General features: G+C 39.4%; 23 protein-coding genes. 8 read left to right on the top strand and 15 right to left on the bottom strand.

From position 1 onward, the window contains the following. The first annotated feature begins 179 nt into the window (after nt 1-179). The 3 genes from KQ486_RS04235 to KQ486_RS04245 all read left to right on the top strand — a co-directional run bounded on the left by KQ486_RS04235 (nt 180) and on the right by KQ486_RS04245 (nt 1,386). Nucleotides 180-509 carry a YtrH family sporulation protein gene (locus KQ486_RS04235; protein ID WP_216686872.1) on the top strand — a complete coding sequence of 110 codons (330 nt, stop codon included), beginning with the start codon at nt 180-182 and terminating at the stop codon, nt 507-509. Between the two features lie 30 nt (nt 510-539). After that, on the top strand, nt 540-1,058 hold the full coding sequence (gene ytrI, locus KQ486_RS04240; protein ID WP_144160830.1) for a sporulation membrane protein YtrI: 519 nt from the start codon (nt 540-542) through the stop codon (nt 1,056-1,058). Nucleotides 1,059-1,188: 130 nt separating this feature from the next. After that, complete coding sequence (locus KQ486_RS04245; protein WP_144160833.1) at nt 1,189-1,386, top strand: YtzJ family protein; 198 nt, start codon at nt 1,189-1,191, stop codon at nt 1,384-1,386. Between the two features lie 111 nt (nt 1,387-1,497). Here KQ486_RS04245 and KQ486_RS04250 read toward each other — a convergent pair whose 3' ends face one another. Beyond that, nucleotides 1,498-2,460, bottom strand: coding sequence for a DHH family phosphoesterase (locus KQ486_RS04250; RefSeq protein WP_216686873.1), 963 nt, complete (start codon nt 2,458-2,460; stop codon nt 1,498-1,500). A 130-nt stretch (nt 2,461-2,590) separates the two neighbouring features. Here KQ486_RS04250 and KQ486_RS04255 point away from each other — a divergent pair, with 130 nt between their 5' ends. Next, nucleotides 2,591-2,881 (top strand): YtpI family protein, encoded by a 291-nt coding sequence (locus KQ486_RS04255; protein WP_144160839.1) that lies wholly within the window; start codon nt 2,591-2,593, stop codon nt 2,879-2,881. A gap of 3 nt (nt 2,882-2,884) precedes the next feature. Here KQ486_RS04255 and KQ486_RS04260 read toward each other — a convergent pair whose 3' ends face one another. Both KQ486_RS04260 and KQ486_RS04265 read right to left on the bottom strand, forming a co-directional pair. Beyond that, nucleotides 2,885-4,189 (bottom strand): DRTGG domain-containing protein, encoded by a 1,305-nt coding sequence (locus tag KQ486_RS04260; protein ID WP_216686874.1) that lies wholly within the window; start codon nt 4,187-4,189, stop codon nt 2,885-2,887. 626 nt (nt 4,190-4,815) lie between these two features. Beyond that, nucleotides 4,816-5,496: a metal-dependent hydrolase gene (locus KQ486_RS04265; RefSeq protein ID WP_144160845.1), complete on the bottom strand. Its 681-nt coding sequence runs from the start codon at nt 5,494-5,496 to the stop codon at nt 4,816-4,818. A 109-nt stretch (nt 5,497-5,605) separates the two neighbouring features. On the opposite strand from KQ486_RS04265, the gene KQ486_RS04270 reads away from it, so the two are divergent. Further along, nucleotides 5,606-6,694: a M24 family metallopeptidase gene (locus tag KQ486_RS04270; RefSeq protein ID WP_216686875.1), complete on the top strand. Its 1,089-nt coding sequence runs from the start codon at nt 5,606-5,608 to the stop codon at nt 6,692-6,694. A gap of 78 nt (nt 6,695-6,772) precedes the next feature. On the opposite strand, the gene ald is transcribed toward KQ486_RS04270, so the two are convergent. Next, nucleotides 6,773-7,894 (bottom strand): alanine dehydrogenase, encoded by a 1,122-nt coding sequence (gene ald / locus KQ486_RS04275; RefSeq protein WP_144160851.1) that lies wholly within the window; start codon nt 7,892-7,894, stop codon nt 6,773-6,775. 69 nt (nt 7,895-7,963) lie between these two features. Continuing rightward, nucleotides 7,964-8,728: an SDR family oxidoreductase gene (locus KQ486_RS04280; RefSeq protein ID WP_144160854.1), complete on the bottom strand. Its 765-nt coding sequence runs from the start codon at nt 8,726-8,728 to the stop codon at nt 7,964-7,966. Nucleotides 8,729-8,881: 153 nt separating this feature from the next. Here KQ486_RS04280 and KQ486_RS04285 point away from each other — a divergent pair, with 153 nt between their 5' ends. Next, nucleotides 8,882-9,337 (top strand): universal stress protein, encoded by a 456-nt coding sequence (locus KQ486_RS04285; RefSeq protein ID WP_144160856.1) that lies wholly within the window; start codon nt 8,882-8,884, stop codon nt 9,335-9,337. 57 nt (nt 9,338-9,394) lie between these two features. Here KQ486_RS04285 and KQ486_RS04290 read toward each other — a convergent pair whose 3' ends face one another. The 10 genes from KQ486_RS04290 to refZ all read right to left on the bottom strand — a co-directional run bounded on the left by KQ486_RS04290 (nt 9,395) and on the right by refZ (nt 18,221). After that, complete coding sequence (locus KQ486_RS04290) at nt 9,395-10,210, bottom strand: EcsC family protein (protein WP_144160859.1); 816 nt, start codon at nt 10,208-10,210, stop codon at nt 9,395-9,397. Nucleotides 10,211-10,242: 32 nt separating this feature from the next. Beyond that, nucleotides 10,243-11,232: a class I SAM-dependent methyltransferase gene (locus KQ486_RS04295; protein ID WP_246569188.1), complete on the bottom strand. Its 990-nt coding sequence runs from the start codon at nt 11,230-11,232 to the stop codon at nt 10,243-10,245. 201 nt (nt 11,233-11,433) lie between these two features. Beyond that, on the bottom strand, nt 11,434-11,904 hold the full coding sequence (gene ytfJ, locus KQ486_RS04300) for a GerW family sporulation protein (protein ID WP_144160863.1): 471 nt from the start codon (nt 11,902-11,904) through the stop codon (nt 11,434-11,436). Beyond that, on the bottom strand, nt 11,897-12,472 hold the full coding sequence (locus KQ486_RS04305) for a DUF2953 domain-containing protein (protein ID WP_144160866.1): 576 nt from the start codon (nt 12,470-12,472) through the stop codon (nt 11,897-11,899). The genes ytfJ and KQ486_RS04305 overlap by 8 nt, the downstream gene beginning before the upstream one ends. A 185-nt stretch (nt 12,473-12,657) precedes the next feature. After that, nucleotides 12,658-12,846, bottom strand: coding sequence for an alpha/beta-type small acid-soluble spore protein (locus tag KQ486_RS04310; RefSeq protein ID WP_144160869.1), 189 nt, complete (start codon nt 12,844-12,846; stop codon nt 12,658-12,660). Nucleotides 12,847-12,948: 102 nt separating this feature from the next. Continuing rightward, nucleotides 12,949-14,151 (bottom strand): tRNA uracil 4-sulfurtransferase ThiI, encoded by a 1,203-nt coding sequence (gene thiI / locus KQ486_RS04315; protein WP_144160872.1) that lies wholly within the window; start codon nt 14,149-14,151, stop codon nt 12,949-12,951. Nucleotides 14,152-14,155: 4 nt separating this feature from the next. Continuing rightward, nucleotides 14,156-15,292 carry a cysteine desulfurase family protein gene (locus KQ486_RS04320; protein WP_216686876.1) on the bottom strand — a complete coding sequence of 379 codons (1,137 nt, stop codon included), beginning with the start codon at nt 15,290-15,292 and terminating at the stop codon, nt 14,156-14,158. 158 nt (nt 15,293-15,450) lie between these two features. After that, nucleotides 15,451-15,771: a hypothetical protein gene (locus KQ486_RS04325; protein WP_144160878.1), complete on the bottom strand. Its 321-nt coding sequence runs from the start codon at nt 15,769-15,771 to the stop codon at nt 15,451-15,453. A 15-nt stretch (nt 15,772-15,786) separates the two neighbouring features. Further along, nucleotides 15,787-17,490: a septation ring formation regulator EzrA gene (locus KQ486_RS04330; protein ID WP_144160881.1), complete on the bottom strand. Its 1,704-nt coding sequence runs from the start codon at nt 17,488-17,490 to the stop codon at nt 15,787-15,789. A 104-nt stretch (nt 17,491-17,594) separates the two neighbouring features. Beyond that, on the bottom strand, nt 17,595-18,221 hold the full coding sequence (gene refZ / locus KQ486_RS04335) for a forespore capture DNA-binding protein RefZ (protein ID WP_216686877.1): 627 nt from the start codon (nt 18,219-18,221) through the stop codon (nt 17,595-17,597). A gap of 92 nt (nt 18,222-18,313) precedes the next feature. On the opposite strand from refZ, the gene KQ486_RS04340 reads away from it, so the two are divergent. Further along, a complete protein-coding gene (locus tag KQ486_RS04340) occupies nt 18,314-18,796 on the top strand; it encodes a free L-methionine (R)-S-oxide reductase MsrC (protein WP_144160884.1) in 483 nt (160 codons plus the stop codon). Nucleotides 18,797-19,031: 235 nt separating this feature from the next. Next, nucleotides 19,032-19,634 carry a 30S ribosomal protein S4 gene (gene rpsD, locus KQ486_RS04345; protein WP_216686878.1) on the top strand — a complete coding sequence of 201 codons (603 nt, stop codon included), beginning with the start codon at nt 19,032-19,034 and terminating at the stop codon, nt 19,632-19,634. Nucleotides 19,635-19,687 lie beyond the last annotated feature (53 nt).

A 19,687-nucleotide genomic window follows, 5' to 3' on the forward strand; every position in this document is an offset into this window, starting at 1 on the left:
AACCACACCTTCTATGTCTTTTCCATTCTTTCATTATCTTCTGTTTATCTACGTACAAAAATTAATCATTACTATCTATTATAGCTGAGCAATGAACTTCTTGAAATCTCAACATATCAATTTCATTCAATTCATAGAATGGAACTAGGACATGTCGTGAATTGAGAGGAAGTCAACGAATGGAAGAACGAGTTATATTTGCGATGATCAAAGTTTTTTTTATCTCATTTGGCGTAGTGACTGGTGGTGCACTTTTTGGCAGTCTCAGTGCTTATTTAACAGGCGAACCACCTATTTCTGAATTGATTCTTGCCGCCAAACGGTTACGCATTTGGGCAATCGTCGCTGCAATCGGCGGGACTTTCGATACCATATCGACATTTGAGAAAGGGATATTTGAAGCATCGACCATTGACTTAATCAAACAAATATTATTGATTATTACAGCCATGGGAGGCGTTAAATCCTCTCTCATGCTTATTTCATGGATTACCCAAAGTGAATTTTAATGACCTTATTTGATGATTGGACGAAAGCATATGCACATTCCTCCTTACTACAAAAAAAGAACATGGCAAAGTTTCTTCCTTGGTGTTTTGGCTGGTGTCATTGTCGGTTATATCTTTTTTTTATTTGTTTACGGAAAACATACCGAACGCTGGATTGAAGAAAACATGGAAATTCGGACAGAGTTAAAGCAAGTGAAACAGGAAAACGACCTCTTGAAACAGGATAAAGAAAATTTAAATGAAGAACATGAAGAGAAACTAACGATCCAATCATTTGAAATCAATTTAGATAACGCTGAAGAACTTGAACTTGATCGGTTTACAGAATATGAATTGACTGAACGGATCGAGGACGAACTCAACCCTGTGATTGGAAGAAACATCGCTTCTGTTTCGGATCAACGAGATTTGCTCATTCGGACAATTGAGAATCAAACCTATCATGTCAGAGACATCGATTACTCGGTTACCATCTCTCATTTGACTGTCGCTCCGATCTTAGTGATTACTGTCGAAGTTCAGGTAGAAACTGGCGGGGCAACGCTTTAATTTGTTCACAAAATAGCCATAAAAATGTGTCCATTTTTAGAAAATTTTCATATCAATAATTAGGAACCAATTGGATGGGATAAAATATAATTGTAAGAGAATCGAATTCTCTTAAGAAGGAGTGGTAATGATGAAAGTAATTCACACACAACGAATCGCCAACGACAAAGTTGCCTTACTCATGAATGGTTATTCGGCATTTGCTGAAACTGAAGAAGTCATCCGACTCGTAAATCGAAGAATTCATCGTAATAATTTGAACATTATCGTAGAACGGACCAACGTAGGTTGCTGGTTTATCCCGGAACAAGTGAACAAAGCCCAGTAGTCCAATCTGGCTATTATTCCAGAGACAAAGATATGTGTAATTCTTACTTAAACAGATGAATTCCCTATAAATAAATGGGTAACTGGTCGAATGAAACGACCAGTTTTTTGTTTATGTTTTTAAATCATGATCCGCTAAATAATCATCGCAAATTCGATCTAAGTCCTTGACTAATAAATCTGCCTCATTCCACGTATACACCTTGGCACCGGAAGCCATCGGATGTCCACCACCATTGTACCGCGAAGCTAATTCATTGATCACAGGGCCTTTCGAACGTAATCTCACACGAATCACATCATCTTCTTCGATAAAAAATACCCATGCAATGACTTCTTGAATATCTCCGGCGATACCGACAAATGAATGTGTTTCTTCGCTTGTGACCCCGTAATCAGCTAATAATGCTTTCGATAACCGAAACACAGCCGCTCCACTTTTTCGAGGTGTCATTTGTTGGAGTAAATGTCCCTTCAAGCGGGCAATTTTAAGTGGCACTTGGTACATGCTGTCATACAATGAGTCACGATCGAAATCATATTGAACTAATTCTCTTGCCGCTTCAAATGTACGATTTGTTGAACTCGGGAATAAAAAGCGACCTGTATCGCCGACAATTCCAGCGTACAATAGTCTTGCCGCTTCTCGATTCAACTGGAATCCTCGTTCTTTTCCAGCTACATATAGCTCATAAATCATTTCACTCGTCGAAGAAGCTGATGGGTCTACCCACATATAATTGCCATACGGCTCTCGATTTGGATGGTGATCAATCTTAACGACGACTTCTCCAAGTGAATAACGCTGATCGCTGATTCGCTCCTCATTCGCCGTATCACAAACAATTACCAATGCTCCATCGTACTCTTTATCTGCAAAATCATCTAGGCGTGCGAGATAGTTCAAAGACATTTCTTCTTCCCCAGCAAGCAACACCTTTTTATCCGGGAACGATTGGCGGATGATTTCACCTAGACCTGCTTGTGATCCATAAGCATCCGGATCTGGTCGTTCGTGTCGATGAATGATAATTTTGTTGTATTTTTCGATGAGTTCAATGATTTGTTCCGTCACATAAAGCACCCTTTCTCTAAAACAATTGCGTTCATTCAATTTTTCGCCATACCTTTATCGTCTCGGTGGCTAGAATTTTTACAAGACAATCTGTACAATAAAAGAAGTTATCTTTCTAGGAGGAATTTTCATGCCAATATTTATTACATTGATTGTTGTTTCATTTATTCTATATATTTATTTTAAAGTCCGAATCATCAGTCAAAAAGATCCACTTACCATGCGATTTACCAACGCGAAAGCACGAATCGCTCTAGGTATCTTCATTTCTACATTCGGAGCGAACCAATATGTTTACTATCAAACCCAATTGGCTCTCTTTGTTTGCTTGTTGTTTGTGATCCTAGGCATTATCCAAATCGTTTATGGATATCGATTATATAAACATTACCGTGGTGAAATCATTCGTCTGAGTGACTGAATGTTAGCGGTCAATAAATTGAACCATCACCATTGCTTTTCCGGCAAGGCCTAAATCGGAGGATATTTGAACATCCACCTTGGCAAATTTCCGGCCGGATTCAAGTATTTCTGTCGTTATAATTAAACGATTCCCTAACTGAGCAGGCTTCATGTAATAGATCGATAAATTTTCGATCACCATGTCGCCTGTTTTGTTTCTTTTTAACACTTGATTACAAGCTTCAGAGACAAATGAAGCGAATACCCCATGTGATAACGTACCAAGATTATTCGTTAGTTGCGGTGTGACTTCTGCCTCAAACAGTTTCTTCTCTTCATCGTAAATCAATTCTTTTTGGACAATGTCATCGATTGTTTCACCGATCTGTGGTTGACGTTGGAAATTCTGCAACCCTTTAATGACATCCTGGCGGGTAATTACCCCTAAAAAGACATCACTCTCATCTACCACCGGCAATAATTCGATTCCTTCCCATACCATCGTATGGGCAGCATTAGCTAAAGAAGTCATTGCTTTAACGGTAATCGGGTTTTTCGTCATTACTTTGTCAACCTTCATATCCTCATTTTTGCCGATAACATCTTTTGAAGTTAAAATACCAATTACCCGATTATTACTATCCAAAACTGGATAACGACTATGTTTACTTTCTTCATTCAGCTCATGCCATTTCTTGACCAAGTCACCGCTCCTTATGTTCACTGAGTGGTCGATAGGAGTATACAGATCATCGACTAGTGTAACCTCTTTTTTGATCAATTGGTCATAGATGGCCCGGTTAATCATTGTGGCCACAGTAAATGTATCATATGTACAAGAAATCACCGGCAGCTCATATTCATCGGCTAATGCTTTCACATAATCACTTGTGTCAAACCCACCTGTAATTAAAATGGCGGCTCCTTCACTGAGTGCTTTTTCCTGAGCTTTAACACGGTTTCCGACAATGAGCAATGATCCCTTTTCGGTATAGCGCATCATCGCTTCTAATTGCATCGCGCCGATCACAAACTTACTTAATGTTTTATGTAAGCCCGCTCTTCCACCCAGTACATGGCCATCCACAATATTGACGATTTCAGCAAACGTCAGCTTTTCGAAGTTTTCTTTTTTCTTCCTTTCAATTCGGATGGTTCCAACTCGTTCAATGGTACTCACATACCCTGTGTTTTCCGCTTCTTTGATTGCTCGATAAGCTGTTCCTTCACTCACATGTAGCTCTTTAGCAATCAATCGAACAGAAATTTTCGTGCCAACCGGAAGCTCTTCAATATATTTTAAAATTTGTTCATGCTTTGTCAGCATATATTTCACCCGATTCTCAAGATAAATTCTTGTTCTTATTATACCCCTAATAGGTCATGTGGTTCAATTTTTCCTATTAAAAGAAATTTTTTAGCGTTTGATGGATGATTGTTTTCGAAGTTGGCTCTAGGAACTTGTAAAGATCTTCGCTACGTTTTAACTTATGCCTTTTTTCAAAAAAACTTCTATATTCCACCGAAGGACTTTTAATTTCGTTCATCCGGGTGTTTAGAGTGCTTCTATTCGACCGAAGAAAAACATTCGAACGCCTTTCGGACGTATAGAGTGCTCCTATTCGACCGAAGAAAAATATTTGAGCACCATTCGGGCGTATAGAATGCTCCTATTCGACCGAAGAAAAATATTTGAGCGCCTTTCGGGGGTATAGAGTGCTTCTATTCGACCGAAGAAAAATATTTGAGCGCCTTTCGGGGGTATAGAGTGCTTCTATTCGACCGAAGAAAAATATTTGAGTGCCATTCGGGCGTATAGAATGCTTCTATTCGACCGAAGAAAAATATTTGAACGCCTTTCGGGGGTATAGAGTGCCCCTCCCTATTCGACCGAGGGAACGCGATAATGGAAATGCCACGAGGCAAACCTCGTGGCATCTGTCTCGTCAAAATTTATAATTCAACCATGTCCCCAGCCTTCATCACTTTCCCTACTCCTTTGCCTAACTTTTCTACGAAGGCATTCGGGTCTTGTTCAATAACAGGGAACGTATCATAGTGAATCGGAACGACTTGTTTTGCTTGAATCCATTCCGAAGCCAGCTTCGCATCATCTGGCCCCATCGTGAAATTATCCCCGATCGGAACGAAGGCTAAATCGATGTCATGCATTTCACCGTACATTTTCAAATCTGTAAACAATGCCGTGTCACCTAGATGATAAATGGTTTTTCCATCAATCGTCAGCATAATCCCAGCTGGCATGCCTGTATAAACAATCGTGCCGTCTTCTTCTGTATAGCTTGACCCATGGAACGCTTGTGTGAATTTAACCGTTCCAAAGTCAAATTCATGTGAGCCACCAATATGCATTGGATGAGTGTTTAACCCTTTATCACCTAGATAATTGGCCAATTCAAATGGTGCTACGACGAGGGAGTCATTATTTTTGGCGATTTCTTCTGTATCCCCAACATGATCATTATGTCCATGTGTCAGCAAAATAACATCTGCTTTCACACTTTCCAATTTGAGATCGCAATTTTCATTCCCTGTGATGAAAGGATCAATTAAAATTGTTTTCCCATTTGCTTCAACTTTTACAACGGAATGTGCATGATAAGATACTTTCATGAAAAGACCTCCTTTAAATAATTCCATACATCAAGGGTTCTATACTATTTCTTATTTTCCCTTCTTACGATAGGATAACACATAAGAATAAAAATTCAGAGGTGATGAAATGGAACGGATTCAACAATTGACAAAAGAATTAAAAAAAGAACAAATGGACGCTGTCTTCCTGACTTCGAAGGCAAATTTGTATTACTACACCAATATTTACGCAGAAGCCCATGAACGTTTACTTGCTTTGTATGTAGATGTTCACGGAAATATCTTATTGATTTGTCCTTCACTTGAAAAAGAAGATGTGAAAAATGCTGGCTTTACAGAGGACGTCATCTATTATGGAGATCACGAAAATCCTTGGGAGAAATTGAAACAGAAGCTAACTGGAATAGACGGAATTAATCGTCTTGCGATTGAAAAGGAAGTATTGAATGTCAATCGATTCGAGCAGCTGAAAAATGTTTTCCATACTGCTGAATTAGTGGATGGGCAAACGCTCTTAAATAATATCCGTTTAATTAAAGACGACCAAGAATATCGTTATTTAAAAGAAGCAGCCGAATACGCTGACTTTGCGATCGAAACAGCTTTGAAGCATATTGCACCCGGACAAACCGAACTCTCACTAATTGCAGAAATCGAGTATGCGCTCAAAAAAGAAGGCATTCGGGAAATGTCCTTTGGTACGACCGTTTTGACGGGAGAAAAGTCGGCGGCACCACATGGTAACCCAGACTTAACTGCAATGGCGTCGGGGGACTTTGTGTTAATGGATTTAGGTGTTGTTCATCAAGGTTATTGTTCTGATATTACTCGGACTGTTGCGATTGGCGAAATATCCAATCAACAAAAAGAAATTTATCAAACCGTTTTGAAAGCGGAAGAGAAAGCGCTTGAAGCCAGCCAGATTGGAGTTCCTTTAGGTAAAATCGACCGCACAGCACGAGAAGTGATCGAAGCCGCCGGTTATGGGGACTATTTTATGCACCGGATCGGACACGGTTTAGGTATTGAAGTCCATGAATTTCCATCACTCGCTTCGAATATTGAATCACTGCTTCAAAAAGGAATGTGTTATACAATTGAGCCAGGTATCTATTTACCAGGTGTCGGCGGAGTTCGGATTGAAGATGATGTTTTTGTTACCGATCGAGGTGGAGAGCCTTTGACAACATTCACAAAAGAACTCATACAACTGTAACGAATAGGATTGTAGACAAAACCCTTAATGGAAAGCTGCCCATCGTCACGAATCGACGGTGGGCAGCTTTTTGTCACTTTATTTAGAGGCTAACAACTCACTGATATCTTTAAAATCCAATTGATGTGCTTCTGCTACTGCTTCAAATGTGCAATAGCCATCCAATGTGTTAATTCCTTTTCGTAAGCTTTCATTTTCTTCACACGCTTTTTTATACCCTTTATTGGCAATTTGTAAAGCGTATGGTACTGTGACGTTTGTCAGTCCGATTGTTGACGTACGTGGAACAGCTCCAGGCATATTAGCCACAGCATAATGAACTACGCCATGTTTTTCAAACGTTGGATCGTCGTGTGTGGTCACCCGATCGATTGTCTCAAAAATTCCACCTTGGTCAACGGCGACATCGACAATCACCGAGCCTGGTGACATTTTCTTCACCATCTCTTCTGTTACTAAGGTTGGCGCTTTAGCACCCGGAATCAAAACGGCTCCGATGACTAAATCTGAATTAGCTACAGCCTGCTCAATGTTTAACGGGTTGGACATGACCGTGTTCACTTGATTACCAAACAAGTCATCCAGCTCACGAAGTCTTGAAGCATTCACATCCATCATGGTAACGTTTGCACCTAAACCGACTGCAATCTTCGCGGCACCCGTTCCGACACCACCCCCACCGATGACAGTGACATTTCCAGGAGCAACCCCTGGAATTCCGCTTAAGAGAACACCTTTACCACCTTTTGTTTTTTCCAAAAACTGCGCACCGATCTGTGAGGCCATTCGTCCAGCAACCTCACTCATTGGTGTCAATAGAGGCAAGGATCCATTCGGTAACTGAACCGTCTCATAAGCGATTCCTACCACTTTATGATCAATCAATGCCTTCGTTACTTCCGGCTCATTTGCCAAGTGAAGGAAAGTCAAAAGAATCTGACCTTCATAAAAATAATCAAATTCTTCTTCCAAAGGCTCTTTTACTTTCATGATCATCTCTTGTTCCCAAGCTTCTCTTGCAGTTGAAACAATCGTAGCTCCTGCTTCGGCATATTGATCATCAGTAAAATTAGAACCCTCACCTGCATTCGTTTCTACATAAACCTCATGACCTTGTTCCACAAAGGAGACAACGCCAGCTGGTGTCAAAGCGACGCGGTTCTCGTTATTCTTAATCTCTTTGGGTACACCAATTCTCATACCCCACCCCTCCTAACGAAAAGATATGTAACATATTCAAATATATCATTAGATTTCTAAAATGTGAAACTATTTTGTTAAATGACGATGAATGACATCCAAACCTCCAGTAACTTCAATAACAGAACCTGTAATCATATCAGAATCATCCTCACACAAAAAACCAACCGTCCGTGCAATATCTTCTCCTGTTCCAGGTCGGCCAATCGGTGTTTCAGTCTCAGAAACTTGGCGGCTCTCTTGGATAGGACTTTCTTTCATCTCACCCGTAATATTGCCTGGAGCAACCATATTCGCTGTGATCCCATATTCCGCTTCCTCCAAGGCAATGGTTTTCATCAACGAAGCGGTTCCGACCTTTGCGGCAGCGAATGCTGACCGGTAAATCCATCCTGGCGCATTATTCACACCTTGAAAACCTAAAAATATAACACGGCCAAATTGCTGTTTACGCATTAATGGTATAATTTTTTTCAGAAAATGAAACGAAACATTCAAGTTGCCATTGACCATTTGATTCCATTCGTCTTCTTCATAATCAACCAATTTTTTTCGTTCAAAAATATATGGTCCTGCATTGCTGACAAAGCAATCAATTCGGCCGAAGCGGCTTACTGCTTGCTCTACAACTTTATCGATTTGTTCTTGATCCGTAACATCCAGTTGCAGCACTTGGAGTCGGTCTTGTTTGTCTTTGTACATTTCGACTAATTGATCTGCCCGCGACTTGTCTGAGCGGTAAGTTGCTGTCACACTACATCCTTTCTTTAAAAAATAATCGGTCATCATTTTGCCTAGACCTTTTGAACCTGCTGTAATTAATACATGTCGCACTTTTTTCACCTCATATTGCTACATTTACATATCTTTCATTTTAACACGAAGAATACATGTAAAGGCAATAATCGTCCTATGCGCATTGCGTTTCATTTGATTCAACTAATGATATAATGAATATAGAGTTGAAAATTCGTTGGAGGTGTTCATATGGCAATGAAATATCATAAAATCCTAGTAGCTGTCGACGGATCCAAAACATCTGAATTAGCTTTCAAAAAAGCAGTTGAGATTGCTAAAAGGAATGATGCCAAGTTACTTATTACACACGTGATTGATACGCGCGCTTATTCTTCTATTGAGGCTTATGATCAAGGGATTTCGCAACGAATTGAGAATGATGGATTACAGTTAGTCAATAACTATAAAGAACGAGCCGAGAAAGCAGATTGTCAAGATGTCATAACCATTCTTGAAACCGGCTCACCAAAAGTTAAAATACCAAAAGAGATTGCACCTAAGAATGATGTTGATTTGATTATTTGCGGGGCGACAGGGTTAAACACTGTAGAGCGCTTCTTCATTGGCAGCGTGTCTGAGCATATTACACGCTTCGCAACAACGGATGTTCTTGTGGTTCGCTCCTCTGTGGAAAACGAAGAGTAAAGAAAATGGCCTCATTTGAGATTAACTTCTCAATGAGGCCATTTTTAGTAAAAAGAACTACTCTTTATAATCTTGTATCAAACGATATTGATAAAAACGTTTTGCAAAATCCGTCAATTGTTTAGCCAGCTTATAATTGTAAGCTGCCCCTATTCCTACACTGACAAGCGGGATACCTTGAAATAACTTTTTTCGGAAACCAACAATGAACAATGTTTTAAACAGTTGGCGAATCGGTTGGTTCAGCCAACTTTCATCCGTCAATAACTCTTTGTTTTTCATCACGGACTCCAATTCTTTCACTTGCTCCTTTAAATCTTCCCATGCAGCACCTTGCAAACGCTTTGGTAAGGATCCAGCATGAAAGACTTTCAATGCGATTAACATTTCAATCGGATTGTTCAAGTTATAGCCAAATGACGAACCAATGAGTTGGATACTTCGCAAATTAAGCGCGACAATTAACGGCAAATCGGCAGCCAATAATAGAAAACCACCCGCACCAGTAATTCCACCCTGCGCAAAACTGTATACCCGATTTTTCGCAACTTGTTGATCAGCTAAATACGTCAGCTTTTCAATCGATAACTCTTGTAAATCTTCAATTCGCTCGATATTTTCATCATAAGTGCGTGCGATCTGCAAAATTCGCTGTGTCGCTTCCGTCTGGCTGTTCGTATTTTGCAGAAAAGTATACGTGTATAAAAACCATTGATCAATGGATTCGAAGAAGTTTTTCTTTAGTGGACCTGGAAGCTTTGAAAAATATTGCATCATCCATTCATCATACAATTTCTCAAAATCATTGAGTTCGTAGTTGGACATTTCATTTTCCCACCGCTCAATTTCACGTAAAACTCGTTCTTCTCCCATTGAATCACTCCCGATTTTGAACTTAATTCATACTACCGATCATTTGCAAACCATTCATTAATTTGATCAATCGTTCGGTTCATACCTTGTGCATCTTTAAAAGACGGAAGCTGTGCTAGCATGACTTTTCTCGGTTTCTTCGCTTCATTCCCTTTCTTTTGCAAGATCAAGATACTCTTTCCTTGCTTTTCTTCTTTGAATAAAGAAGTCGGCAATTCCAATACGCCATTGATATAAGCTTCTTCGGCGAGAAATTGATTTAACTTCTTATCTTTATCCATTTCAAACAAGAAGTTTGGAACTAAGAAGAATAAATAGCCGCCAGGTTTCGTATAGGTTAAACTTTGTTCAATAAATAAGTGATGCGCGAAAGAATGGCCTTCTTCAGCTTTCAGTTGGAATCCTTGCGCATTGTCGTCATCTGGGTAATAACCAACCGGCAAATCGGACAAGACAACATCGACTGGCTCCAAAAGAATTGGCTTCAAGCTGTCTTGGTGAAAATATTCAATCTCTCTTTCCTGTAAGTTCGTATGGTTATATGCTAATCGCATCAACGTTGGATCAACTTCACTGCCAAAAGCTTCTACTTGCTTATTCGTCAGTTGATTTAATACAGCTAAAAGAAAGTTAGCCGTTCCAACTGCCGGGTCAAACATTCGGAAGTTTGATTTCCCTTCCATAAATTTTTCGATCAAATAACCGATCAATATTCCGATGGTGTCCGGTGTTACATAGTGATGTTGTTGCGTCGCACCTTTCATCCCTTTCAAGATCGCGATTTGCATTGCTTTACGTCTTTCTTCCATGGAAAAATCATGTAAGTCGATACTTTCCAATTGATTTACTAAACTTTTTTCGTATGTAGACTTCATGTTTTCAGGTAATTCAGGGTCAAATAAAAGCCCACTGGAAGCAATCAACGCTTCTAAATACGGGACAGACTCTTCACTCTCAATAATTTTTGTCGTTTGATCAATCCAATCGAATAGACGTTCCATTTTCTCCATTTGCTCCGCCATGTTCATTCCTCCGCTTCAAACAATCTCTGTTTATTTTAGCAGAGAAACAAGGTCTTTTCCTAATCATAAGCAGTATCGTTTTCAATCCAGGAGATATTTCATCTATTTATCAGGCTTCTTTTCAAAAAAAGAGACTAGGCCAACAACAATTAAAGTTCATTGTCGGTCTAGTCTCGTGTATTGTATAAATACTATCTGTTTTTAAGATTGTTCAGGAGCTGAAGGCGGAGGTCCTTGTTGCGAATTCGATTGATGATTGTGCTGCTGTTGTCCACCTTGATTATTGATTAGGCTTTTTACGTAATCGGCCGCCTTTGGTGCTAATTCAAGAAGTTTTTCCATCAAGTGGGTTTGGTCGTTCATATGAACCATTTGAATATCATCTGGCCGAACAATCAAAAATGCAATCGGTGTAATCGATACACCTCCACCCGCTCCGCCGCCGAACGGCAACGACTGAGAGGATGATTCAGAGTCACCTGAACTCGATGAATCGGCAAATTCACTTCCACCAGAAGCAAAGCCAAATCCAACTTTTGAAACAGGCAAAATGACCGCTGTCTTGTCTGGCGTTTCAATCGGATCGCCAATAATGGTATCCACATCGACCATATCTTTAATGCTATCTAGTGCCGTTGCCATCAAATCTTGAATCGGATGTTCCTCACTCATAATTGTCCACCTCATTAACTATCGATTTCAATTTTCTCAAGTTACCTATAATGTGACCGAATGGAGCGAAGAATATGCAAGAGAAGTTCGTTTCAAATTCGGTTTGATGAAAATTGGGTTCAATCGCGATCTCAGGTATCGTCGTCGATTTCACATATTTTTTTATACCATGAAAACATGCGTGCTTAATGGAATAACCAACGCCATAAAGAATAGCTGTTTCATTCGCTTTACTCAAACCGAATACCGTTTTCCATTTAAATTCCTTCATTTTCAAAGAGGAGGCTAAATCCATCAATTGCTCGTATGTTTGCCGATAGAAAGTCTGTTTCTTTCGTTTATGATTTTCGTTCATCATCACCGTCAATTGGTCCAGGAACTGCTCGCCTTGAGGGAGAATAAGGGATTTTTCATAATTCGTGAACAACCCCGTGATGCGTATGGTAGCTACTTTCTCACTCTTTGAGTAAACAAGGAACAAGGCAATTTCAACCGGTTTATGTAATAACCATAAGATGATGATCAAGATTACTAAAGTAAAAATCCCTAATCCAATCCATATACCCATCGTTTTAAGCCTCCTCAAATACTTAGGTTAATCCATTCCAAGGAAAACTATGCCAACTAGAGCAATATCGATTTTTTTACTCACATATAAAGTGACCTAGGTCATTTGATATTCAATAAAAAAGCTGTTCCACAGCTTCAAAAAATGAAACCGGGAACAGCTTTTATTCAATCCACTATTCTATTTTATTTCATTTGTTGTTGGGCTTGTTGTACAAGACGTTTTGTGATTTCGCCTCCAACAGAACCATTTGAACGAGATGTTGAATCTGGACCTAGCTGAACACCAAACTCTTGTGCAATTTCAACTTTCATTTGGTCTAGAGCTGCTTCAACTCCAGGTACAACTAAATTGTTTGAGTTTTGGTTTGCCATTCCTATCACCTCCTCGTTACCTATTGTGGTTCATAGGAGGAAATCAATACTGTGTAAATCATGGAAACTAAGGTACAGATTAGTTATCGTTGATTACCGTGCTTAAAACAAGTCATTATAAACATCTTCTTTAGAAGAGCGAGAGCCTTCAAACACTACTGTTTCCATGCCATCGACAGCTCGTTGTAATTCTTCAGTAAAGTCGACTTTTGATTCAAATGCATTTACTTTATCACGTCTTGGTTTCGTTTTTGGTTGTTTCGGCACAAAAATCGTACAGCAGTCTTCATACGGACGGATCGAAATCTCATACGTATCGATTTCTTTAGAAATATCGATGATATCTAATTTATCCATAGAGATCAGCGGTCTCAAAACAGGATAATTCGTTACTTCATTAATGGTATGCATGCTCTCCATCGTCTGACTGGCAACTTGGCCGAGGCTTTCACCGGTGATCATCGATAAAATCTCTCGTTTTTCCGCGACCATTTCACTGATTCGGAGCATCATCCGTCGCATGATCGTCATCCCATAATTTTCGGGCATTTCTTTATGAATTTTTTGCTGAACTTCTGTAAAAGGAATGACGTGAAGCGTAATTTTCCCGCCAAAACGCGTTAACTTTTCAGCTAAATCTTCAACCTTTTGACGCGCACGGTCACTTGTGAAAGGCGGCGAATGAAAATGAATGGCTTCTAGCTCGACACCACGTTTCATAGCTAGATAACCAGCAACAGGACTATCGATTCCACCTGACATTAACAATAAGCTCTTACCGGCTGAACCGACGGGCATTCCGCCTTTACCAAATGTTTTTGACGATGTAATATACGTTGCTTCTTTTCTAATTTCAACACGTATTTCAACATCTGGATGATGGACATTGACCATCCACTTGTCTGTATTACTAAGAAGATGACCGCCAAGAATTTGATTCATCTCTTGCGATGAGATTGGAAAGCTTTTATTTGGGCGCTTTGTTGCCACTTTAAATGTTTGACCCGTCTCTTTTTCAAGCGCAGCCAAGGCTCCTTCTTTAATTGCTTCTTTTTCATTTTCGACTTTTAAAGCTAAACTGAAAGAGTGAATCCCGAAAACTTGCTTACATACTTCGCTGACACCTTCAGCAGACTCACCGTTCAATAAAATGTACATATGATCTCTTTTGGCCTGTATTTTCGTTTTCGGAAAGTCAACTAAAGCTTTACGCATATTATTTTCCAATAGTTGTATAAAGTGCCTTTTGTTTTTTCCTTTTAGCGCTAATTCTCCATACCGTATTAATAAATGATTATATTCCATAAAATTACCCCATTAATTCTTCGATATTTTTTATTTTTTCATATAAAACAGTTAGAAACGTATCAATATCTTCTTTCGACTGGTTCATATGCATGCTGACACGAATAGCAGCGGCTGTGTCATTCGTGTCAAAACCACAGGCTAGCAACACATGGCTTGGTTCGTTTTGTTTTGAAGAACAGGCCGACTTTGTCGAAACCATAATACCTTCTTCACCCAACGCATGGATCAGTACCTCTGGTTTGAACTTTAATACAGAAAAGTTAAGGATATTGGCGATCGCATCGTCAGGTGAGTTAATTTGAATGTTTGGAATCTCTTTCAACCGATCACGTAATGTTCGGTTCAATGAACCCACCGATGGATAATTCCTCTGTTGCTCTAACGCCAAGCGCATCGCTTTTGCCAAAGATACAGCGCCTGCTGGATTTTCAGTTCCTGGACGAAGAGTGTCTTGCTGACCACCCCCATAAAATAGTGGCTTTACCGTTACACCTCTCCGTTTCAATAAAAGACCAGTCCCTTTTAATCCATGGATTTTATGTCCAGAAATCGTCATTAGATCAATGCCTTCATGCGAATATGGAAGCGAAACCTTTCCGAACCCTTGTACGTGATCGACATGAAAATGAGCGGCTGGCCATTCTTTTAGAACGTCTGCGACTTGTTCGATTGGCTGGATACTGCCGATTTCATTATTAACATGCATCAATGTAACTAAAATGGTTTCTTCCCGCATTGCGTTTTTTAGGTCATCAATCGAGATCTTGCCCGTCTCATTTACTGGCAAATAGGTGACTTGGAACCCTTCTCGTTCTAACTGCTGGCATGTTCCCAAAACGGATGGGTGCTCGATGGCAGACGTAATGATATGGTTCCCTCGTTTTTGATGCGCATAAGCTATTCCTTGGATCGCCATATTATTACTTTCCGTACCACCAGATGTAAAAAAGACTTCTTTTTCATGAATCCCTAGTAATGAAGCGATTTGTTTTCGTGATTCACTTACCAATTTTTCAACTTCTCCACCAGCGATGTGTATCGAAGAAGGATTAGCAAAAAAGTCAGTCGCCACTTTTGTATAGGATCGAACGACAGATTCGTCCGGTTTTGTCGTTGCACTATTATCTAAATAGATCATCTTCAGTACTCCTTTAAATGTCTGCGTACTTTCCACCTTAGTATATTATCAAAAACTCGTCGATTGACAAGACTGAGTAGAAGGAAATCACTAAAATGAATGCAGACCTTGCATTCGATTCAATGTTAGAAAGTCATTCTCAAAAAAAGAAGCGTTCCTTATGAAGAAGGAACGGCTTCTTGTTCAATCTCTAACCAATTCAACAACTCATCAATCGGGATACCATCTTTGAATCGTTGTTTTTTACTGTATCGATCAATTGTTTTTTCCTTTGCTGATTGGTCTTGAACTGGAGCAGTAACAACTGACTCACTCTCAATAAAGACTACATATTCTTTTCCCACCATATTCGATTCAGCTATTTCATCATGGGATGAACCGAGGAGAATTTCATCGTCCGTATTCAAGAAAACGAACAATACAACCGTCCATGTCATTAAACAGGCAACCAAGCTCATGATCACATATCGCATTCCCATTAAACTCGCTCCTACTTAGGAAACTGAAGTCTCTTCTGACCCAATAAACTCTTCGATTCGTTTTAACGCACCAGGTTCAATCTCTTCCAAGGAGTTCGCAGCTTTTTCTAATGCTCGCTCGTATTCAAAATCGAGAAAGTTCGCTTCAGCTTCTGCGATATTTGCAGCTAAAATCGGATATTGGCTACGGTACCGGTTCGCATATTGAATCACACGTTCAGCAAGTGTTGCTTGTTCAATGAGTAAATCCGTTTGTTCGACGGCTTTCTTGACACATTTTTCTGCTTCATTCAACAACTCAGTAGCTTTGTCCATATCAAGTGGTTGCTCTTCGATGTTCGCATGCCCTTTCTCGATCAGCTCCCTCGCTTGATTAACGAGTTCGACCAAGTAATTTGGCACACCAGGCAAATTGTGTTTATGCAACTTTTGTTTAACTACAAGGATTTCGTGTTTCAATGCTGCAATTTGATCTCTTGCTTCAAGTTCATCTTTCCTCAAGTTATGCAGATAATGATCAAATGCTTCTTGCGGTTCTTGCCATTCTTTATACTGATTGAACCATTGTTCGATTGCCGTGCGAATTGTCGAAAATGGCTTGTTGTCATCTTCTAGCATCTGTTTAATTTCAATGGTTGCTCGATCTAACTCATCAATTAATTGCCCAAGTTCCTTTTGCTTTTCTTGCTTTTCACTATTGAGATGATAATTTTCTTGCACTGCCGCAACACTTTCTTTCGTTTTCTCAAAAGTCTCTTTGGCTTGCTGCAATTTTTCATCCATTTCTGGAACATGTTCCACAACATATTTCTTATCCAAGGCTTCTTTTTCTAAATCATCATAAATTTCTTTCATTCTGGATTCGACTTCGGTAATTTTCTCACTAACTCCATCGTCATTGCCTTGGTTTAATTGCTCAATCAAAGCCAACAACGTTTCATGCAATAGATTGACTTCTTTATCGACACCTAGATGTTGGATTCGGAAGCCTTCATCTCTCATTTCACGTAAGCCATTTTGCAAATGGTCCAATTCTTCAGGAAGGGACTGCTTACACGCTCTGTACAATTCCGGGAATTCGTTTGATTTCCGTTCAATTTCATTTAAACGTGCTTGTAAATCATGAATCAACGATTGAGCTTCCGTATAATTGCCTTCGTCACTCAATTCTTCAAATCGAGCCAATTCAGCTTCTATTTCATCTAATTCAACTTCAAAAACGACCTCTGCTTTACCGAGCTGATAGCCGTTTTCTAAAACTTTTTTTCGAACTTCTTTGATTCGTGGATTCACTTTTTTCGCTTCTTCTCTACTGTTTTGTTCTGAATGAAGCAACCGTTCCACTTCTGCAAAAATTTCATCAATTGTATGTTCAACTTGGTTTAATTTTTCTTCAGCAGATTGTAATACGAGGAAAGCTTTTCGGAATCGATACTTCTCAGCTGCTTCCTCTGATGCGAGTAATTGGTCTTCTAACGATCCGAATGTTTGATGATTGATTTCATCCCATTCTTCCCGCCAGGATTCAAACAGCTCCTCTGTTTCACCAGATAGATTGAGATGCCTGATTTTACCCAATTCTTCCGCTACTCGACGATTCATCAAATAGACTTTCTTTTCTTCCAATGCATCTACGCGTTGGTATACTTTACGTCTCATAAAAACACCAACCAAAATTAATGCAACTATGATGATTAAAATTGTTAAAATCAGTTCCATCAGAAGCCCTCCAACCTCACGACTCGTGAATCCTATCTCTATTCCTATATAATAGCATGTTTAGACATTAAATGGCTAAAAATTTAAGCATTTTATATAAAATTCTATCCGTTTATCGGGTTTTGTGACGAATGCTCGGATAATGGCAACCATTTCTTAAATGTATCAATATAAGCTCGGATAAATGATTGACCACTCTGATCCCACGTATAGCCTTTTTGCCAATCATTGGCATACATGAACGGAGCATTTAATAAGCTTTTTAATTGAATATGTAAGGCGTCCTTTGAGGCCCCTTTCAATTCTAATACATTTGCTACCGTATTCACCATTTCATTCATTAAATATCGCTCTTTCGCCACATAAGTAGAAAACATTTCCCTGATAAAAATATTATCTAATGACAATTCACGTTGAATAAAACATGTGAATTGAAAGTTCTCATACTTGTATTGTATAATTTCTTCAATTACATTCAATATACGTTCTGCTGGCTGGTCATCTTGGCGATCTTCAAGTAAATTTTCGACTAATTCCAAGTACCGTTCATAATAATCGACAGTCATCGTTTCGAGTAATCCTTGTTTATTTTTAAAATAATAACTGATTAAAGAAACATTGACGTCCGCTTTCGCTGTGATCGCCCGAATGGATGTCCCTTTAAAGCCATTATAATAGAATAATTCTGCAGCAGATTCCATTATTTTATCTTTGGAACTTTTTTCTGACATGAAATCACCTCATATTAGTATACCATTCGATAGAATGATTGAAAAACCTTCCCATACATTTCGGGAGATTACGACAAAAAGGAGAATTACATATGTTTGAAACAATTTCCTATAATGGAACAAAAGAAGAAAATTATCAATTATTGATTAAACAACTTGCAAGCTTATTGGAAGATGAAAAAGATGTCACCGCTAATTTGTCCAATGCAAGTGCCTTACTGAATCAATTTTTAAATGAGGTTAACTGGGTTGGATTCTATCTAATGAAAGATGGTGAACTAGTTCTTGGACCGTTTCAAGGACTTCCTGCCTGTGTTCGCATTGCAGATGGCAAAGGGGTTTGTGGAACAGCCTCTCAGACTAGAAAAACGCAATTGGTAGCTGATGTGAATCAGTTCCCAGGTCACATCGCTTGTGACGCCAAAAGCCAGTCTGAAATCGTCGTTCCTATAATTATAGATGGCAAAGTTTACGGCGTGTTGGATATCGATAGCCCAATTAAAAATCGTTTTGATAAGACAGATCAAAAATATCTCGAAGAATTCGTTGATACACTCATCCGTTTCATAGACTAAACTTTCTAGTGAATATCCTTGACGGTAGTAAGTATTACACTTATAATGGTCTTTGTGTAAAATAAAGAGCAGCCTATGTGTACCAGCTATGTTGTATTTTGTACCTCAACGATGAGGTGTATCCCGTAACTCTCTGCTGCTGGAGCGAAGATGCATGAAAGCAAAATGCGCATGGTGATTGAGGGACACACTGTTACTATTTTATGCAAATATAACATAAAAGGAGGAGAAGCTCGTGTCACGATTCACAGGCTCTCTCTGGAAAAAATCCAGACGTTACGGTATTTCTTTAACCGGAACTGGAAAGGAATTGGAAAGACGTCCTTACGCACCAGGCCAACATGGTCCAACACAGCGTAAAAAGCTTTCCGAATATGGTTTACAGCTTCAAGAAAAGCAAAAACTACGTTATATGTTCGGAATTACAGAACGTCAATTCCGCAACACGTTCGTTATTGCAGGTAACATGAAAGGTGTTCATGGTGAGAACTTCTTGATCTTGCTAGAATCTCGCTTGGATAACCTCGTTTACCGTGCTGGTTTTGCACGTACACGTCGTCAAGCGCGTCAGCTTGTAAACCACGGTCACATCACTGTAGATGGAAGTCGTCTTGACATTCCTTCCTACCGCGTAAGACCTGGCCAAGTTATTGGGTTGAAAGAAAAATCCCAAAATCTTGACATTATCGCTGAAGCAATCGAAGTGAATAACTACGTACCAGAGTATTTAACTGTCGATGCTGACAAAAAAGAAGCTACTTTCAACCGCTTCCCAGAGCGTGAAGAAATGCCTTCTGAAATCAACGAAGCGTTAATCGTTGAGTACTACTCTCGTTAATTAGCTTTCAAAATGTTGAACTAAAAAACTCTCGAACTTTTAATAAAGTCCGA

Origin of the sequence: Allobacillus halotolerans, from assembly GCF_018967645.1 — a bacterium.
Lineage (GTDB): Bacteria > Bacillota > Bacilli > Bacillales > Alkalibacillaceae > Allobacillus > Allobacillus halotolerans.

Excerpts from the sequence above, each read along its gene's own strand:
- KQ486_RS04235 (WP_216686872.1), top strand. The coding sequence starts at position 180 with ATGGAAGAACGAGTTATATTTGCGATGATCAAAGTTTTTTTTATCTCA.
- ytrI (WP_144160830.1), top strand. The coding sequence starts at position 540 with ATGCACATTCCTCCTTACTACAAAAAAAGAACATGGCAAAGTTTCTTC.
- KQ486_RS04245 (WP_144160833.1), top strand. The coding sequence starts at position 1,189 with ATGAAAGTAATTCACACACAACGAATCGCCAACGACAAAGTTGCCTTA.
- KQ486_RS04255 (WP_144160839.1), top strand. The coding sequence starts at position 2,591 with ATGCCAATATTTATTACATTGATTGTTGTTTCATTTATTCTATATATT.
- KQ486_RS04260 (WP_216686874.1), bottom strand. The coding sequence starts at position 4,189 with ATGCTGACAAAGCATGAACAAATTTTAAAATATATTGAAGAGCTTCCG.
- KQ486_RS04265 (WP_144160845.1), bottom strand. The coding sequence starts at position 5,496 with ATGAAAGTATCTTATCATGCACATTCCGTTGTAAAAGTTGAAGCAAAT.
- KQ486_RS04270 (WP_216686875.1), top strand. The coding sequence starts at position 5,606 with ATGGAACGGATTCAACAATTGACAAAAGAATTAAAAAAAGAACAAATG.
- ald (WP_144160851.1), bottom strand. The coding sequence starts at position 7,894 with ATGAGAATTGGTGTACCCAAAGAGATTAAGAATAACGAGAACCGCGTC.
- KQ486_RS04285 (WP_144160856.1), top strand. The coding sequence starts at position 8,882 with ATGGCAATGAAATATCATAAAATCCTAGTAGCTGTCGACGGATCCAAA.
- KQ486_RS04290 (WP_144160859.1), bottom strand. The coding sequence starts at position 10,210 with ATGGGAGAAGAACGAGTTTTACGTGAAATTGAGCGGTGGGAAAATGAA.
- KQ486_RS04295 (WP_246569188.1), bottom strand. The coding sequence starts at position 11,232 with ATGGCGGAGCAAATGGAGAAAATGGAACGTCTATTCGATTGGATTGAT.
- ytfJ (WP_144160863.1), bottom strand. The coding sequence starts at position 11,904 with ATGAGTGAGGAACATCCGATTCAAGATTTGATGGCAACGGCACTAGAT.
- KQ486_RS04305 (WP_144160866.1), bottom strand. The coding sequence starts at position 12,472 with ATGGGTATATGGATTGGATTAGGGATTTTTACTTTAGTAATCTTGATC.
- KQ486_RS04310 (WP_144160869.1), bottom strand. The coding sequence starts at position 12,846 with ATGGCAAACCAAAACTCAAACAATTTAGTTGTACCTGGAGTTGAAGCA.
- thiI (WP_144160872.1), bottom strand. The coding sequence starts at position 14,151 with ATGGAATATAATCATTTATTAATACGGTATGGAGAATTAGCGCTAAAA.
- KQ486_RS04320 (WP_216686876.1), bottom strand. The coding sequence starts at position 15,292 with ATGATCTATTTAGATAATAGTGCAACGACAAAACCGGACGAATCTGTC.
- KQ486_RS04325 (WP_144160878.1), bottom strand. The coding sequence starts at position 15,771 with ATGGGAATGCGATATGTGATCATGAGCTTGGTTGCCTGTTTAATGACA.
- KQ486_RS04330 (WP_144160881.1), bottom strand. The coding sequence starts at position 17,490 with ATGGAACTGATTTTAACAATTTTAATCATCATAGTTGCATTAATTTTG.
- refZ (WP_216686877.1), bottom strand. The coding sequence starts at position 18,221 with ATGTCAGAAAAAAGTTCCAAAGATAAAATAATGGAATCTGCTGCAGAA.
- KQ486_RS04340 (WP_144160884.1), top strand. The coding sequence starts at position 18,314 with ATGTTTGAAACAATTTCCTATAATGGAACAAAAGAAGAAAATTATCAA.